This window comes from Fimbriimonadaceae bacterium, assembly GCA_019638795.1.
Classification (GTDB): Bacteria; Armatimonadota; Fimbriimonadia; order Fimbriimonadales; family Fimbriimonadaceae; genus JAHBTB01.
In genome coordinates this window covers 134,198-151,442 of sequence record JAHBTB010000004.1, presented here as the reverse complement: position 1 = coordinate 151,442, position 17,245 = coordinate 134,198, and the positions used below count along the sequence as shown (strand labels likewise).

General features: G+C 63.9%; 15 protein-coding genes. 11 read left to right on the top strand and 4 right to left on the bottom strand.

Going from position 1 to position 17,245, the window contains the following annotated elements; translation table 11 throughout:
- Positions 1–28 precede the first annotated feature (28 nt).
- The 3 genes from KF857_06870 to KF857_06860 are packed head-to-tail and all read left to right on the top strand — an operon-like array spanning position 29 to position 3,525.
- On the top strand, positions 29–2,389 hold the full coding sequence (locus tag KF857_06870) for an HD domain-containing protein (protein MBX3111715.1): 2,361 nt from the start codon (positions 29–31) through the stop codon (positions 2,387–2,389).
- 13 nt (positions 2,390–2,402) lie between these two features.
- Positions 2,403–2,855 (top strand): TrkA family potassium uptake protein, encoded by a 453-nt coding sequence (locus tag KF857_06865; protein MBX3111714.1) that lies wholly within the window; start codon positions 2,403–2,405, stop codon positions 2,853–2,855.
- 4 nt (positions 2,856–2,859) lie between these two features.
- A complete protein-coding gene (locus tag KF857_06860) occupies positions 2,860–3,525 on the top strand; it encodes an NAD-binding protein (protein MBX3111713.1) in 666 nt (221 codons plus the stop codon).
- A 26-nt stretch (positions 3,526–3,551) separates the two neighbouring features.
- Here the strand turns inward: KF857_06860 and KF857_06855 are convergent, their stop codons facing one another.
- Both KF857_06855 and KF857_06850 read right to left on the bottom strand, forming a co-directional pair.
- Positions 3,552–4,766, bottom strand: a complete 1,215-nt coding sequence (locus KF857_06855) for a 2-oxo acid dehydrogenase subunit E2 (protein ID MBX3111712.1) — start codon at positions 4,764–4,766, stop codon at positions 3,552–3,554.
- 38 nt (positions 4,767–4,804) lie between these two features.
- A complete protein-coding gene (locus KF857_06850; GenBank protein MBX3111711.1) occupies positions 4,805–5,818 on the bottom strand; it encodes an ROK family protein in 1,014 nt (337 codons plus the stop codon).
- Between the two features lie 134 nt (positions 5,819–5,952).
- Here KF857_06850 and KF857_06845 point away from each other — a divergent pair, with 134 nt between their 5' ends.
- From KF857_06845 to holA, 4 genes are read left to right on the top strand one after another with little or no spacing between them, the layout of a single operon-like run.
- Positions 5,953–6,867 carry a MoxR family ATPase gene (locus KF857_06845; protein MBX3111710.1) on the top strand — a complete coding sequence of 305 codons (915 nt, stop codon included), beginning with the start codon at positions 5,953–5,955 and terminating at the stop codon, positions 6,865–6,867.
- A 5-nt stretch (positions 6,868–6,872) separates the two neighbouring features.
- Complete coding sequence (locus KF857_06840; GenBank protein ID MBX3111709.1) at positions 6,873–8,069, top strand: DUF58 domain-containing protein; 1,197 nt, start codon at positions 6,873–6,875, stop codon at positions 8,067–8,069.
- Complete coding sequence (locus KF857_06835) at positions 8,066–10,144, top strand: transglutaminase domain-containing protein (protein MBX3111708.1); 2,079 nt, start codon at positions 8,066–8,068, stop codon at positions 10,142–10,144. The genes KF857_06840 and KF857_06835 overlap by 4 nt, the downstream gene beginning before the upstream one ends.
- Positions 10,137–11,201 carry a DNA polymerase III subunit delta gene (gene holA / locus KF857_06830; protein MBX3111707.1) on the top strand — a complete coding sequence of 355 codons (1,065 nt, stop codon included), beginning with the start codon at positions 10,137–10,139 and terminating at the stop codon, positions 11,199–11,201. The genes KF857_06835 and holA overlap by 8 nt, the downstream gene beginning before the upstream one ends.
- Position 11,202: 1 nt before the next feature.
- Here holA and dnaB read toward each other — a convergent pair whose 3' ends face one another.
- Together dnaB and KF857_06820 are read right to left on the bottom strand one after the other, a co-directional pair.
- On the bottom strand, positions 11,203–12,615 hold the full coding sequence (gene dnaB / locus KF857_06825) for a replicative DNA helicase (protein ID MBX3111706.1): 1,413 nt from the start codon (positions 12,613–12,615) through the stop codon (positions 11,203–11,205).
- An 84-nt stretch (positions 12,616–12,699) separates the two neighbouring features.
- Positions 12,700–12,861, bottom strand: coding sequence for a hypothetical protein (locus tag KF857_06820; protein ID MBX3111705.1), 162 nt, complete (start codon positions 12,859–12,861; stop codon positions 12,700–12,702).
- A 102-nt stretch (positions 12,862–12,963) separates the two neighbouring features.
- Here KF857_06820 and guaA point away from each other — a divergent pair, with 102 nt between their 5' ends.
- The 4 genes from guaA to rho are packed head-to-tail and all read left to right on the top strand — an operon-like array spanning position 12,964 to position 17,220.
- Complete coding sequence (gene guaA / locus KF857_06815) at positions 12,964–14,490, top strand: glutamine-hydrolyzing GMP synthase (GenBank protein MBX3111704.1); 1,527 nt, start codon at positions 12,964–12,966, stop codon at positions 14,488–14,490.
- On the top strand, positions 14,487–15,260 hold the full coding sequence (locus tag KF857_06810; GenBank protein MBX3111703.1) for a hypothetical protein: 774 nt from the start codon (positions 14,487–14,489) through the stop codon (positions 15,258–15,260). Before guaA ends, KF857_06810 begins: the two co-directional genes overlap by 4 nt.
- Positions 15,233–15,784 (top strand): hypoxanthine phosphoribosyltransferase, encoded by a 552-nt coding sequence (hpt, locus tag KF857_06805; protein ID MBX3111702.1) that lies wholly within the window; start codon positions 15,233–15,235, stop codon positions 15,782–15,784. The genes KF857_06810 and hpt overlap by 28 nt, the downstream gene beginning before the upstream one ends.
- Positions 15,785–15,837: 53 nt before the next feature.
- On the top strand, positions 15,838–17,220 hold the full coding sequence (rho, locus tag KF857_06800; protein MBX3111701.1) for a transcription termination factor Rho: 1,383 nt from the start codon (positions 15,838–15,840) through the stop codon (positions 17,218–17,220).
- Positions 17,221–17,245 lie beyond the last annotated feature (25 nt).

The window sequence follows — 17,245 nt, the reverse complement described above, 5'->3', positions numbered from 1 at the left end:
GGTTGGTCCACCCTTGGGCCTGGTACCCATGGAGCGCCGCATCGAAGAAGCCGTCGCCATCGCCCGCGAAGCGCGGACACGGCTCTTTGAATCGGCGGGGGACGTCCCTGATTCCCTCGCTTGGTGCCGTCGCCACACGTCGGTGGCCGACAACCTCCTGGCGAAGCTCTTCGGCTTCATGCAAGAGTCCCACCCCGACCTGCCACCCCTCGCCTTGGTCGCGACGGGAGGGTACGGCCGGACCGAGTTGTGTCCCTTCAGCGACATCGACCTCGCTTTGGTACCTCTGGAAGAAGGCAGCCCGGAGTTGTCCGAGGCGGTCCGGTGGCTCTTCCGGACGACTTCGGACGCCATCCACCAGGGTCTTGGCCTCAAAGTCGGCTACTCGTACCGGCTTGTCTCCGACGTGCCCGGATATGACGCGACGATCCTGAGCGGCATTTTCGACGGGCGGCTCGTCGCGGGGAGCCCGGAGGCCCTGGAATCCCTGCTTGCCGCCGTCTACCGAGGTCTACCCACGGCCGACTTCATCTTGAGCAAGATCCGTGAGCGGCGCCGCGACATGGCCAAGACCCACGAGACCCCCTTGGTCGTCGAGCCAGACCTCAAGTTCGGGGCCGGCGGGCTACGGAGCTTCTTGACCGCCAACTGGATCGCCGTCGCGCTCGGCGAACGTCAGGCTCCGCCGACCGAAAGCTACGCCGCCGTCCTCCGTGCCCGCATCCTCCTCCACTTGGCCACGGGCCGACTCTTCGACGCGTTCACCCGCGTCCGGGCGGGCGACGTCGCGGAAAGGACGGGTGTGCCTCCCCGCGAGTTCGCTTCGTCATTGGCCGAGGCGATGGTGGCCAACCACCAGACCTACTTGACCACCCTCGACCGGTTGCTTGAGGAGCGGTACCGCCTTAACGACGCGGTCGTCGCGGTGAGGGGCGAGGCCAAAGTCGTCCCCGGTTCCTCGGCGGGCAAAGCGGCGTTTGGACTGCACTTGGCGACCAAACTCGGCTTGACGGTCTCTGAACTCACGACGGCGGCCGAGCCCGGCGCCGGGCCCGAGGCGCTCGCCGCCGTCTCCGGTGGTGAGGCGACGGTCCGGAACTTGGACCGGGCCGGCCTCCTCCAGATACTGTTGCCCGAGTTGACGGCATGCCGGACCATGGCGCCGGACGACCCGAGCCACCAGTACACCGTCTTCGAGCACACTTTGCGTGCTCTCCGCCGCCTGGAAGCCACTCCGCCCGACTCCCCTCTTGGCATCATCAAGGCGGGGATCGACGAGGACGGGCCGCTTCACCTCGCCATCCTCCTTCATGACGTGGGCAAGGCCGACCCCAGCCGTCCGCACAGCCTGGTCGGGGCCGAAGTGGCCCGGGCCGTCGGCGCGCGGTGGTCGTTGGAGCCGCGCATCACTGACTTGGTCGCCTGGCTTGTCCAAGAGCACCTGACGATGAGCCGGTTCATCCGCTTGCGCGACGTCATGCATCCGGACACCGCATTGGAGTTCGCCAAGGTCGTAGGCGACCGCGAACGGCTCGACTGCCTGACCCTCTTGACCTTCGTCGATATGGCGTCGGTCAACGAGAGCCTTTGGTCGCCGGTGCAGGAAACGTTCCTGCTCGAACTCCATGCCCGGACGGCCCAAGCCCTGGCCGCCGAGTCGGGAGTCCGGCCCGACGAGACCGCCGCCCGGCGCCGGATCCTTCGGCACCTCCAAGCAGAAGAAGTCCCCCGTGAACGATTGGCCGCGTTTCTCGACAGCCTGCCGCCGCACTATGTCTTGAGCACGGCCCCCGCGATGGTGAACCAACACTTCTGGGCCGCCGAGGCCAGTGCGGGCGGCGAACCTCAGGTCTTGTGGGACGATCTGGTCGACCTTGGCGTCACCGACGTCTCGGTGGTCTGTGCCGACCGGCCCGGGCTCCTCCAGGCCATCCTTGCCGTCCTTTATGCCTTCGACCTGAGCCTGGTGGGATTGCGAGCTTCCACAACTTCCGTCGTCCCACCGACGGCGGTCGATATGTTCACCGTCAGTTCGGGCGGCCGGGCGGTCGGGCGCCATGTCGCCGCCTCTGTGCAGGCCGCCTTGAACGCAGTGTTGTCGGGGGCCAAGTCTCCGGAAGAAGTCTTGCGCGGCCGGGGAAAGGACCCCGAGCGTCGCCAAGAATTCTTGACTGTCTCTTACGTGGACTCCTCACCGGGCATCATCGAGGTGCGCGCTCCTCGCGGCCGCGGTATGCCCTACCGCGTCTGCCGCACGATCTCCCGGCAGGGCTGGAACGTCCTCGCCGCCCGGGTCGGCCAATGGGCCGGAAGCGGCACCGCCGCGTTTTACGTGGAAGGCGCGGACGCCGAAGCGGTTGCCCGGGCCTTCACGCCCCAAGGGGTATAAAGCCGGTTGCGCAATGAACGTCGTGATCCTTGGTTGCGGCCGCACCGGGGCCACTTTGGCCCTCCAGCTCAGTACTCGCGGCCACTCGGTCACCCTGATCGAGCGCAACCCCGAAGCCCTGCGGCGGCTTGGCAAGACTTACCCGTGCCGTATCGTTCTGGGCAGTGGCCTGGACATTGACATTCTCGAAAAGGCCAACGTCCGTTCCTGCGACGCTTTCTTTGCCGTCACCCGGGGTGACAACACCAACATCATGGCGGCCCAGATCGTCCAACGCAATTTCGGAGTGCAGCGCGTCGCCGTCAAGGTCGCCGACCCCCAGAGGGCGGAGGCGTACCGCAAGCTTGGCCTCTTTTGTATCAACGCGGCGGCGCTTCTCGCCGGCATGTGCCGCGACTGGTTGATGGGCGACGAGTACAAGCCGATCGACTCCTACAACGTCCTCGTCGAGGAGATGGGGATCTAAGCAGATGTATCTCATCCTTGTCGGAGGCGGCAACGTCGGGCTTCAGTTGGCGAAGCGGTTGACAGCGCGGGGCCACGAAGTCCTGCTCATGGAGAAAGACGCCCGGATGGCCCAAAAGCTGGGCAACCACTTGGGCGAAGAATCAGTCATGCACGGTGACGGTTGCGAACTCCTTTCGCAAAAGGCGGCGGGGTTTAGCCGTGCGGACGTGGTCGTGGCCGTCACCGGCGAAGACGAAGACAACCTCGTCGTCTGCCAGTTAGCCAAAGAGGTCTGGAAGGTCAAACGTGTCGTCGCCCGGGTCAACGACCCCAATCACGAGCAGATCTTCCGCGACATCGGCATTGACGACACCGTCAGCGCCACAGGCATCATTTTTAGCCTCATCGACCAGCAGATTTCGTCTGACGAACTGATCGCCGTCGGCCATCTCCACCGTGGCCACGTCGAGGTCGTGGAGAGCATCCTCAGCCATCGGTCGCCGTGGGCGAACAAGGCGGTCCGTGACATCTCCCTGCCCTCGGGGACGTTTTTGGTCTACCTGGTCCGAGACGGTAACGGTATGAACGTCAGCGGTGACACCGTCTTGACGGCCGGTGACATGCTGGTCGCGCTGGTCCCCGTCGCCCGGGCAGACGAACTCCGGGCCGCGTTGCTTGATAAGGACTGACGGGCGCCCCGAGGAGCGCCCCCTGATCAGCTCAGCAAGCGCGTCGGGTTCTCAAGGTACTCGCGGACGACGTTCATAAACTTGGCCCCGACTGCCCCGTCCACGACGCGGTGGTCGAATGAGCCGCTGATGTTCATCTTCCAGCGAGCCTCAAACTCGTCGTCCTCGGTCACCACGACGACGCGCTTGGCCGTCCCGATGGCGACGATGGCCGCGTTCGGCGTGTTGATGATCGCGAGAAAGTCGTCGACGTCCAGCATGCCCATGTTGCTGACGCTGAACGTCGATCCGCTCAGTTCGTCCGGGCCGAGCTTGTTCTCCCTGGCTTTGCCTGCCAGCGTGCGGCTGGCCGCAGAAATTTGCCGCAGGGTCATTTGGTCGGCGTTTTTCATGACCGGGACGGTCAACCCGTCGTCCAGAGCCACCGCCATACCAATGTTCACCGCCCCGTACTGCAAGAGGTGGTCGCCCTGGTAAGTGCTGTTGACGACCGGCATGTCACGGAGGGCCAGGGCACACGCCCGGATGACAAAGTCGTTGACGCTGATCTTGCCCGCCTCTTCTTCCTTGAAGGCTTCTCGGACAGCGTTGATCTTTTCAAGGTCGACCTCCACTCGGACATAAAAGTGAGGGACTTGCTGCTTTGACGCCTGGGTGCGCTGGGCGGTGATCTGACGCAGACGGTTGAGCTTGACGACCTGGTCCTCGGCCGTGGCGGCGACCGCAGCCGGTGCGGACGGCAACTTGACCCCGCCGGCGATCGCCGCACGGACGTCCTTTTCCACGATCCGACCTCCCGGACCGGTGCCCGTGATGCCTGCCAGAGGCACACCGGCCTCAGAAGCGATCCGCTTGGCCAAGGGGCTTGCCTTGACCCGGTCGGTCACACCGCTCGGGGCAGCAGGCGCGCTCGCGACGGACGGCGCCGGTGTCGCGGCCGCGGCAGCGGCCTGCGGCGCAGGTGTCGCGGCGGAGCCGCTTCCCCATCCGGCCGGAACGGACTCTCCCGCCTTGACGATCGCCGCGATCGGGCGGCCTACCGGGACGGTCTCCCCCGGTGCGATCAGGATGCCGGTCAACGTGCCTGCGCCCGGGCTCTCCAGTTCTAATGTGGCCTTGTCCGTCTGGATCGTGCCGATGACCTCACCGGACTTGACGGTGTCGCCGTCCTTCTTCAGCCATTCCAGGAGGGTGCCCTCCTCCATTCCGTCGCCCATCTTGGGCATGATCACTTCGGTCATTTGCCAGCCTGCTCGCGGGGGAGAGGATACCTGGAGTGCTAGCGCAGGGACTGGAGGGCCAGGGCCGCCCCGCCGAGAAGCCCGGCGTCTTCCATGTGCCGGGCGACGACGACGGAGCAGTCGTCGAAGAGTGACGGGATCGCGCTGTTGCGGGCCTCGCCTTTGAGGGCGTCAAGGAAATAGGGATGTGCCTTGGCCACCTGACCGCCGACGGCCAGGACGTCCGGGGCGAAGATGTTGATGAAGTTGGCGACGGCGACACCCAACCATTCGCCATATTCCCGCCAGACCTCGAGGGCCAGGGCGTCCCCTTCGGCGGCGGCTTGACTGAGCAGCTTTGGCGTCACCCTGGCCAGGTCTCCTTCGACAAGGTCAGTGAGCAATGACTTGCGGCCGCGTCGGAGCTTGTGCGTCGCCCTCCGGATGATGCCGTCACGCTGACAATAGGCCTCGACGGCCCCGTAAGACCCGGCATTGCAGTCGAGCCCGCCCCGCATGACGATCGTGTGCCCCAATTCTGCGCCGCCCATGTTGCCGCCGACGAGCAAGAGCGGCCCGGAGGCGGGCCCCTGCACGCTTCTCGGCCCGAGGACGACCCCACCGCCGATGCCCGTCCCCAGGGTGAGCATGACCAAGCAATTGGCCTTCCCTTCCCCGGTGCCGAACATGTACTCGCCCATGGCCGCCGAGTTGGCGTCGTTAGCCATGGTGATCCGCGAACCGGTGCGGGCCTGGAGATCGGCTTTCATCGGCACGTTTTGCCAATAGTGGAAGACGCCGTCCACCGTCTCGCCGAAGTTGGGGGCCCAGCGGACGACGCCGGCGGCGTCGTCGATGTGGCCGGGAATCGCCATGCCGACTCCCAACGGGGCGGTGGCCGAGGCCGCCACGGCCTGCTTGATCGTCAACGAAACCTGGTCGAGGATCCGTTCTGTCCCCTGTTGCGCCAAGGACTCGTTCTCAAAGCGGGCTCCCGCCGGGCTCCCGTCCTCATATAGGGCTTGGGCCCGGACGTTGGTCCCGCCCAAATCGACTCCGACGACGCATCGCATGCTGTGACGTAGGGGAATGTACCCGTCGTCTTTCTTTTGTGCCGCGCCAAAGGGGGAACTTGCGGTAACGACTGGTAATTTCGTCTGTGAGGGATGTTTTGAACCAAGCTGATGTTGCCCAATTGTCTGGACGCATGACCGAGGAGATCGGCAGGGCGATCGTTGGAAAGCGAGAGACCGTCGAGGACACCGTCCTCGCTTTGCTCTGCGGTGGCCACGTCCTGATCGAGGACGTCCCCGGTGTCGGGAAGACGACATTGGCCAAGGCGGTCGCCAGGACGATCGGTGGCGATTTCCGGCGCATTCAATTCACGCCTGACCTCCTACCCAGTGACATCACGGGCTCCTCAATCTTTAACCAAAGCACCCAGGAGTTTGAGTTCCGCAACGGCCCTCTGTTCGCGAACGTCGTCCTCGTGGACGAGGTCAACCGGGCCACCCCCAAGACCCAGGCGGCGTTGCTGGAGGCGATGGAGGAGCACCAGGTCTCCAGTGACGGCGTGACCCACAAGTTGCCTGACCCGTTCTTTGTCCTCGCGACCCAGAACAACGTCGAGATGACCGGGACATACCCCTTGCCCGAGGCTCAACTCGACCGGTTCTTCGCCCGCGTCGCCATTGGCTATCCGAGCAGGGAAAACGAGTCGGACATCCTCCGCCAACAGCAGACGGCCCACCCGGTCGACAGCCTGGGACAGATCGCGAGCCTGGAGACCCTCAAGGAAGCCCAGGAAGCTTGCCGCGAGGTGTTCGTCCACGACTCCGTCCGAGACTACATCGTCGACATCGTCCGGGCGACGCGCGAGACCAGCCAACTACTTCTCGGCGCCTCACCACGGGGTTCCCTTTACCTGATGCACGCGGCCCAGGCCCGCGCGGCGACTAAGGGTGAGAAGTACGTGCGACCCGACGACGTGAAGGCGGTCGCCAGCCTTGTCTTGGGGCACCGGATCATCGTCCGAGGCGAGATCCGCGCCAAGGGTTTGAACGGCGACGACATCATCAACCAACTTCTCGAGACAGTTCCCGCTCCTGTGCCCGTTGGCTGACCGAGATGATCAACCGCTACGCGGCCATCGCTCTCTCGTGGTCGTCGATCTTCCTGATCGTCATGGCCGTCTTGGTCAATTCCACGGCCCTCTTCTACATGGCGGCGGCGGTCATCGCCACCCTTGCCGCGTCGCGGATCCAGGCGATGCTCGCCGTCCGGTATCTGCGCTTTGAGCGGTATACCGCCCCGGCCGTCAAGGTCGGCGAGATGGTGACGGTCGAAATCGTGGTGTGGAGCGAGCGCCAACTCAAACGGCCCCTGGTCCATGTCATCGACCAGCTGCCTAAGCGTCTGGTGACGGCCGACATGACGCCGAGCCTGCCCGTGGCCCCCAGCTTTGACCAGCCGATCAAGACCCGCTACCAGTTCCGCCCGATGCGCCGTGGCCGGTATCGCTGGGACAAGTTGGTCGTCGCCGGTACCGACGCGTTGGGCTTGGTCGCGACCGAGAAGATGTACCAGACCGAAGCTGTCGAGTTGACGGTGTATCCGACCCCACTCCCCTTCAATGAAGACATCAAGCCACGCCTTGGATGGGGGGCCAGCGACATCGAGAGCGGCCGGACGCGAGGCGCGGGCCTTGACCCTCGGGGGGTTCGTGAGTTTGCGTCGGGAGACCCCTTGCGCTATATCCACTGGCGCAGCAGTGCCAAGCGCGGGCGGCTCATGGTCAAGGAGTTCGAGACTGGGTCGGGCTTGACGATCCACTTCGTACTGCAGCGGCAAGAAGGCACCGACATCGGCGACGAACAGACCTCGACCTTTGAGGCGATGTGCGGGCACGCCCTGTTCTTGGCCGTCGACTACGCCAAGAAGGGTGCCACCGTCCTCTTCCCGCTCCAAGAGACGCCTGACGCCGCGTCCGGACATGCCGAGGCACGGGAGCGGGCTATTCGCGAGGTGTTGACCGACATCCAGCCGACCGCTCGCGAGTCACTGGCCGAGGACGTCGCGGCGGCGCACCGGGTGGCCCGTCCGGGCGAGACGGTCGTCGCCTTTGTCGGTGTCCAAGACCCGCTTCTTCCGGAAGTCGTCTCCGGTTGGTCCGACATCCAGGTCAGCGTCCTGGTTTACGACCCGTCTGAGTATGGCCGGCTCCCTCCTGGCCAGAAACCGGCGACCGACCCACGTTATGTGGACGCACTTGAGACGGCTGGAGCCGTCGTCGTCACCGTGCCTCGTGTGGAGAGGATCGGATGACGAAGGCCGGATTGCAACGCGGGCTTCTGGACCATGTCCTCGCCCTCGTGGGTTGCGTCTTCGCCACCTATTCCTTGGGCATCAGCGTCGCCAAGCCGGTCTTGGGGATGACCTTGGCGGGCATGTCGGTCTTCAGCGTCATGGTCGGCAGTCTGCTCAGCCGGGCCTTTGCCAAGAGCAAGATCATTGAGTACGACGGGTGGTTCGCCGCGTTGTTCGGCTTGACGGCGGTCTTCTTTGTCCTTCCCATCAACCGGATGTTGCCCGAGGACGGCTTCCCCATCGAGTTGATCGCCGGTTGTGGCCTGTCGTTGCTTGTCATCTTTTCGGGGTTCGCCGCGTGGCGCGATGGGACGCTCCTCTTTCTCAGCCTGCCGTGCATCGCCATGTTTGGCCTGGTGGGGACGTTCGACGTCTATAAGCCGGCCACCGCCCTCTTCTTTGCGTTCCTGGTCTGCACGGCGGTCCTCTACTCGCGGATCTTCCTGCGCTCCATGTCCGAACGGGCCGAGAAGCTGGGAGCGGACACCGACCTCCTGAGACGCGACGCCTGGAAGTGGGTCGCCGGGCCGGAATGGGCCTTTGCCTCGGCCGGTGTGATCGTCATGTTCTCGCTGGTCGCGGGCCCATTGCTCCAGGTCTCGCTGCAAAGCGTGTCTGGCCAGGTGAGGGTGAACCTGCCCCAGCATCGGGCCAGCTTCGTGCCCGCCGCCCCGACGGTGGCCCCAGTGGACGTCCGCATCAGTAACGGCCCGGTCAACTTGAGCGACGCCTTGGAGTTCAAGATCAAGATGGACGAGGCGAGGTACTTGCGCACGCGTTCGTACGCCACCTATCGGTCGCCCGGCTGGGTCGAGCCGTTTGACACGCTCAACCCCGACTTTGACCTGTCCATCAACTCTGGGCCGGTCGACCGTGCTGACGACGGGACGTACACCCTGATCCCAGGGCGGGTGTCACCGTTTGAAAAGTTCGCCGCGCCAAAGGAGGTCTTGGTGACCTTGCGGCCTGCCGGTCCCCTCGACTCATACCTGCCTGCTCCCGGGCCGATCGTCGGCGTCGCGGGAGACGGCAACGCCTTCGTCAGGGTCCGCTACGACGGTGCCGCGTACAAGGTGCCGATGGGCAGCGGGGACTCGGTCTCCTATGTCGTGCAGGTTGACGGTGCACCCGGCCCGGGCAAGTCCAACCAACTTCCAGAGGTGATCCGAAGCCTAGGCAGCGTGCTCGCTTCGGCGAACAGCGCGCCGGCCAAAGTCCGTGCCTTCGCCGCCCAGGCCACCGAAGGCCTGTCCGACCCCTACCAGAAGGCCATGGCGATCAAGCGGGCCATCGAGAGCACCACAAAGTACAACACGCAGGTCCCTCCCTGTCCGGCCGACCGAGACCCCGTCGAGTGGTTCCTCTTTGAAAAGAAGGAAGGCTATTGCGACAGTTTTGCCAGCGCGATGGCTCTCTGCGCCAGGGCCGTCGGACTTCCCTCCCGGTACACGATTGGTTATGCGCCCGACGCCAAGACGGACGCCGAGGGCTATTACGACGTGAGGGCCAAGGACGCCCACGCGTGGTGCGAGATCTACTTCGAAGGTCACGGATGGGTGGTGTTCGACCCGACCGAGGGGGCCCCCACCGTCGGTGAGGCAGGTCAGAACGAAAGCGACCAGACCCCCTGGTACGAGAAGCCGGTCGGCAAGGCTGTCTTGATCGCGCTGGCGACGGCGTGCTTGGCGGTGCCCGTCTTCATGTGGGCCTGGTTCCTTGCCGCCGCCCGGCAAGCGTCGCTCCGTGGCGACCCCAACATGGTCCGGCTGGTTTGGGCCCAAAATGAGTTTCAGAAATCCATGGAACGCGTCGTCGGCCGGCCCAGGCGGTTTTCCCAGACCATCCGAGCGTACGTCGCCTCGCATATGACAGAACTTGGCCAGTCCTCGACGGCAGCAGCCGACTTGGCCGACCGCTTCGAGCGCCTGATGTTCAGTGGTGTCAGCGTGGACGCTGCGGCCGTCAAAGACATGCAAAGCCAGGTCAGAGGGTTCCGTGCTTCTCTCCCGCGCAAGGGCAGGTCGAATGGCTGAATTCGACCCCGTGAAGGCGGCGAAGGACCGGGTCGTTCTGTTGTCGGGCACCGACAGCGACGCCCGTCGCAAGGCCCTTGACGCCCTTGAGGCGGCGATGGGGGCCACGGACGAGGGTTTCGACAACGAGTCGCTCGCCGCTGACGCCCGACCGCCGGGCGATTGGGTCGCCGCCGCCTGTTCCGTGCCCTTCTTGGCCGAACTCAGGGTGGTGGTCGTGCGCAATGTCGCCCGGGTCGACCCGGACGACCATCCAAACCTGGCCCAAGTCTTGAAGGAAGTCCCGGAATCAGGCCGCCTAGTCTTAGTCGCCGACGACGAGACCGGTGACACCGACCGGTTGGGGCGTATCGTGGCCCGTTGGGCTAAGGTGGTGAAGGAAGTCAAGGGTGGCGTCCACACCTTTGAGCCGCTTACCGGCGACAAGGCTGTGGACGCACTTCGAGAGCGGGCCAAGCTGGCCGGAAAGGCCCTGGGCCGAGACACGGCGTCCCTCCTCCTGGAGATGCTGGGCGGCAAAGTCAACATCGCTTACGGCGAACTGGACAAGCTCGTGCTCTACGTCGGTGACGAAGCGAAGATCACCGACCGCGACGTCGAGGCGTGCGTCGTGCCAGACCAGGACTACAACGTCTACAAGCTCCTCGACGCCGTCGTTGCCGGACACCCCGGAGCCGCCTTGGTCCAGCTGCGCACGTTGACGGGCAAGGGGGACAAGATCGAGGGGGAGACGTTCGGCCGGGTCTTTCCCACCCTTTCCCGCCAGTTCAGGCTCATGTGGCAGGCGCGGCTCTTTGTCGAGCGCAACGTGCACCCCGACAACCCGCCGGTGGACGTCCTCGCCCTGCTTCCGAAGAAACCCAACCTTGCCGATGAGCGGGACTGGCTCCGCCGCAAGATCGTCCAGGCGGCCCGGCGGACCAATTACGAGCAACTGACGCGGGCGATGGAACTTGTTGTGGACTGCGACGCAAGGATCAAGGGGCGGCGTGCGTCGGTCTCGGCGACCGACACTCTTGAGCAGACCGTCCTCAAGCTGGCGCAGACGTTCCGCTAGCCTAGTCGTCCACGCTCTTCGACCGGCGGGAATATTCTTCCTTGCTGCCTTCGTCCAACAACGTGAACTTCGTGTAGGCGGGCTGGAAGCCCAGGAGGACTGTCCCGGTCGGGCCGTTTCGGTGTTTGGCGATCAAGAGTTCGGCAACTTCCGCCGCGTCTGGGTTGAAGCGCTCCATCACGCCGTGCTCCTTCCGCTTGTAGTACTCGTCCCGGTAGATGAACATGACCATGTCGGCCTCAGCCTCGATCGAACCGGATTCACGGATGTCACTGAGCATCGGACGCTTGTTGTCGCGCCCTTCGACTCCGCGGTTGAGCTGGGAGAGGGCGATGACCGGCACGTCCAGTTCCTTGGCCAGTGACTTCAGCCCACGGGCGATCTCGGAGATCTCTTGGACCCGGTTCTCCGTCTTTCGGTTGCCGCGCATCAACTGCAGGTAATCGACCACGACGAGCGCGAGCCCGCCGGAGGCCTTGAGACGACGACACTTCCCTCTCATTTCCAGCGGAGAAACGTCGGAAGAGTCGTCGATGTACACCGGCAGGCTGTACAGTTCCTCGCAGGCATCGGTGAGCTTTTGGTAGTCGCTCATGTGCAGGTTTGAGCGTTTCAGGACGCCCATGGGCACTTGCGCGATGGTGGAGATAAGGCGTCGGACCAACTGTTGCCCGGTCATTTCCAAGTTGAACACGGCGACGTTGCCGACTCCTTGCCGGGCCACGTGCAAGGCGAAGTTCATCGCCAGCGACGTCTTGCCCATCGCGGGCCGCGCGGCGATGATGACGAAGTCACCGCCGTAGAAGCCCGTCGTCACGGCGTCGAGGTCGCTAAACCCACTAGGAACGCCCAGGACGGGCTCGCCCGTCTCCATGAGTTGGTCGACGTCTTTGAAGAAGTCCTTGGCAATGGCAGAGACGGGGCGGAAGTACTTGCCGAGACGTTTCCGACCGACCTCAAAGACGATCGCTTCGGCGTCGTTCACCTTTTCGTCGGCCGTTCCTTCCGGTTCATGGACCGTACTGATGATCTCCCTGCCCGCGTTCTCTAGCCGCCGGAGAGTCGCCTTGTCGAGCACGATGCCGGCATAGTGCAGGGCGTTCTGGGCACTGGGCACGCTTTCGACCACTTGGACGAGGTAGTCCGTGCCGCCGACCTCAGCGAGCTTGCCCCGGGCCTGGAGTTCGTCCCTCAGCGTGACCAGGTCGATCGCCTTCGAACTCAACATGAGCGACCGCAGGCCCATGAATATCTCCCGGTGGGCGGGGACGTAGAAATCGTCCTCGGTGAGCATTGACCTGATTTCTTCAGCGGCCCGCTCGCTCATGACCATGCACCCAAGGGTGCACATCTCGGCCTCGTTGTTCTGGGGCGGCACGTGCTCGGAGACGATGTCTATTCGGCGTTGGGCCATCGGGGATCAAAGTATGGACGCCGTGACGGTGCCCCGTCGTACCGTTGCCCCCAGGACAATCCCCACATTGGGGATAGGTGCGGGTTACGTCCCGCGTCGGCGGAAAGCCGCGAAGCCTAACGCGGCGACGAGGGGCAAGACCTGCCCTGGGGCCGGGGCCTGCACGGCGGCCTGGGAGGCTTGGGCTGCGACAGCGAGAAGGGAGAGACCGACGACCGCAAAGGCGACCTTTGTTCCGGACAGCATTGCCTGACACCAGTCGCATGACCTGTGCCGATAGCTTCCCTTCCGCTGAAACTAGGGTCCCTACCTGGCACGCCCCGATGTGGCCAAACTGCACTCTTCACGATGGACCATCAACTTGTCCTCGTCGTCGATTTCGGCGGGCAATACACCCAGCTCATCGTGCGCCGCGTCCGCGAGCTCGGGGTGTACAGTGAAATGGTCCCGTGGCAGAAAGCTGAGGAGGTGGTCAAGTCGCGGAGGCCGGCCGCGGTCATCCTGAGCGGCGGGCCCAAGTCAGTGCTTGAACCCGGCGCACCGACGATCGACGTCTCTGTGCTCGACGGGGTGCCCACCCTGGGCATTTGCTACGGCCTCCAAGTCTTGGCGCACCGTGGCGGTGGTTGCGTCGAGTCTTCCGACGAGCGCGAGTACGGGCACCGGCACTTGACCACGGTCGCCCCAGGGAGCCTGGTCAGCCGGATGGCCGACCACGCGGTGTGGATGAGCCACGGAGACCGGGTCACCAAGGTGCCCGACGGCTCTCGGGTCACCGCCTCCACGCCGACATGCCCCGTGGCCGCGTTCGAGAACCCTTCCGCGCGCCATTACGGCGTCCAGTTCCACCCTGAAGTCAGCCACACCCCGTCAGGCCGGGTCGTCCTCCAGACGTTTCTCTACGAGATCGCCGGACTTACCGGTGATTGGACGACGGCGAACTTCATCGAGGAGTCGGTCAGCCGCATCAAGCAGGAAGTCGGGGACGACCAGGTGCTCTGCGCCGTGAGTGGAGGCGTGGACAGTTCGGTCGTCGCCGCCCTGATGACCAAGGCCCTGGGCCAGCAGGTCAAGTGCGTGTTTGTCGACCACGGTTTGCTCCGGAAAGGTGAGGCCGAACAGGTCATCGACATGTTCACCCGGGTCTTCCACCCAAACCTCATCGTGATCGAGGCCCACGAACAGTTTTTTGGCGCTCTCAAGGGGGTCACCGAACCAGAGGCCAAGCGCAAGGCGATCGGTGAGCAGTTCGTCGTGTGCTTTGAGCGGCACCGCGACGACCTGAGCGACTGCAAGTTCCTGGCCCAAGGGACGCTCTACCCTGACGTCATCGAGAGCGGGACGCCCAACGCCGCCAAGATCAAGACCCACCATAACGTCGGTGGTCTGCCTGACTGGATGCGGCTCAACGTCATCGAACCGCTCAAATGGCTTTTCAAGGACGAGGTCCGCGAAGTCGGTCGCCAATTGGGCTTGCCCGACGACGTCATCGACCGACAGCCGTTCCCCGGCCCCGGGCTCGGTGTCCGCATATTGGGCGAGGTGACGCCCGAACGCGTGGCCATTGTCCAGGAGGCCGACTGGATCTTCCGCCACGAGCTGAAGGCCAAGGGCCTGGACAAGGGCATTTGGCAGAGCTACGCCGCACTGCTCGACGTGCGGAGCGTCGGCGTGATGGGCGACGAACGGACCTACGAACAACCTATCGTGCTTCGGGCCGTCCAGAGTGAAGACGCGATGACGGCACGTGCCGCACCCCTTGAGTTTGAGTTCCTCGAGCATGTCGCCCACCTGATTGTCAACGAGGTGAAGGGCGTGAACCGGGTGCTTTACGACCTGACAAGCAAACCTCCCGCCACTATTGAATGGGAATGAGACGCGTAACCTCGCTTTTGGCCGTGGTCGCGGCGGCGTCTCTCCTCGCCGCCCAGTTGGAGACCCGCCGCTCCTACCAGGAACCTGACTCGCAGGTCAGGATCGACACCGACCTCGACGACACGACGTTTCCTGAGTCGTGGAAGGCGAGCCCGATCCTCGCCAGCGGTAAGGCGTTGGACGGCCGCGAGGTGGAGCGTGCGGTCAAGAACGTGCGGAAGGCCTTGGCCAAATATCCCAACGACTTCCTCAGGCGCAACCTGAAACGGGTCGTGATCTTGAAGTCAATGTCGTTCTTCGGCTATCCATACGGCGGAACCAACTCTCGGGACACCGTCTACGTATGCGACGACGGGGTTGGACTGGGCTACACGGACCTCTTTATCGAAGGCGCCGTCCACCACGAGTTCTCCAGTGTGCTCCTGCGCAACCATAAATCGTCGTTGGACGAAGCAGCCTGGAAGAAAGCCCTTCCCCCCGAATTCACCTATCGGGGCGACGGCCTCACTTCGGTAAAGACGAACACGGCGTCGTTGGAATATGACCGAGAATTGATGAAGAAGGGTTTTTTGAACCAATACGCGACCAGCAGCCAAGAGGAAGACTTCAATGTCACTGCCGAGGCCTTGATGACCGGCAACAAAGACCTCTGGGAGGCGATGGGGTGTGAGCCCCTGATGAAGGCTAAGGCCGTCGCGGTGATGGACTTCTACGGCAAGATCGAGAAGGCATTCACCCACGAATGGTTCGAGGCCCAACGGGGACGCTGATGCCGATCGACGTCCTTCTTACCGAAGACCAGGTCCGCGAACGCGTCCGGGAGTTGGCCCGCGAGATCCGTGCCGCGCGTCCCGACGCCCACCTGGTCCTCATCGGCGTCCTCAAGGGGTGTGTGCCCTTCATCGGTGACTTGGCCCGGGAACTTGGCGGCCAGTTGTCCATTGATTACGTCCAGGTAAGCAGCTATGGCGACGGCACCGAGTCCACGGGCGTCTTCAAGCTCAAGAAGGACCACGACATCAATATCGAAGGCCGCCATGTCTTGGTCGTCGAGGACATCGTCGACTCGGGACTGACTTTGGCCCGGTTGCGGGAGCTCCTCCTGACGCGCCGCCCCGCGACCCTTGAGGCTGTCGCTATGCTCAGCAAACCGGACGCAAGGTCCCATGAATCACAGGTCGAGCACGTCGGCTTTGAGATTCCGAACGTCTTTGTGGTAGGATATGGGCTAGACCACGCAGAAAGCCACCGGAACCTTCCGTACGTGGGCGTTCTGCGCGAGAGCGACGGCTAGTCGAAATCTCGCAACCCCTTTCCTTTCAAATCCGACAGCCGTCCAGGCAACCCATGACGCACGTATTCCGTCCCCGCAAATCTGAGAACAACTCCGGCAAGCGCAGAGGCCGCCGGCCCAACCACCAGCCGCAACGCGACGACAACCCGTCGGACCTCGAAAACCTTCCGCAGACCGATTACAACCACTACGACCGCATGACGGCGGCCGAGTTGCTGAAGGAAGCCAAGAAGGCAAAGATTTCACCAGACCTCGACCGAAACTCGGTCATCGAGGGCCTCCTCCACAAGGTCAACGAGGAGCATGGGGCCATCTATAAGCGCGGCATATTGGAGATCCTTCCTGACGGATGGGGGTTCCTGCGCAAGCCCAACTACAGCCCCTCCAACGACGACGTTTACGTCAGCCAATCCCAGATCAAGCGGTTCAGCCTGCGTCCCGGCGACACCGTGTTCGGCTTGGTCCGCGCACCCAAGGAGGGCGAGAAGTACCACGGCATGCTCCGGGTCGAGACGGTCAACGGTTTCGCGACAGGTTCGCCCGAGATGGCGATGCGGCGCTCGTTCGACGAACTGACCCCTCTCTTCCCCACCGAACGGTTTAACCAAGAGACCGTCCCCGACAAGATCGTCGGCCGGATCATCGACTTGATCGCCCCGATCGGCAAGGGCCAACGCGGCCTGATCGTCGCCCCGCCCAAGGCCGGTAAGACGACCATCGTCAAGTCGATCGCCGAGTCCATCGCCACCAACCACCCCGACGCTTACCTCATGGTCCTCCTTGTGGACGAGCGTCCAGAAGAGGTCACCGACATGCGGCGCTTTGTCAAGGGCCAAGTGATCAGCTCGACCTTCGACGAGCCGGCGGAGAACCACATGCGTGTCGCCGAACTTTGCTTGGAACAGGCCAAGCGGCTGGTCGAGGCCGGTCGCGACGTGGTCATTCTCCTGGACTCGATCACCCGACTTTCCCGAGCGTCCAACCTCACGATCAACCCGTCGGGCCGGACCCTTTCCGGCGGTCTCGACCCGGCCGCGCTTTACCGACCGCGCCGCTTCTTTGGTGCCGCGCGGAACATTGAGGAAGGTGGCTCCCTGACGATCATCGCCACCGCCCTGATCGACACCGGGTCGAAGATGGACGACGCGATCTTTGAGGAGTTCAAGGGTACGGGCAACATGGAGCTTGTCCTTGACCGCGAACTGGCCGAACGCCGCATCTGGCCCGCCATCGACGTCCGTCGCTCCTCGACGCGACACGAGGAGGCCCTCTTCACCAAAGATTCCTTGGAAGGGGTTTACAACCTTCACCGCATCTTGGCCAACACCAAGGACGCCGTCGAGGCGACTGACCAACTTATCAAGCTGCTCAAGCGGACACCGACGAACGCCCTCTTCATCGAGAGTGTCATCGCCCGCACTCGGGTCACCGTCTAGAATCCGCAGGCCCGACCAAACAGGC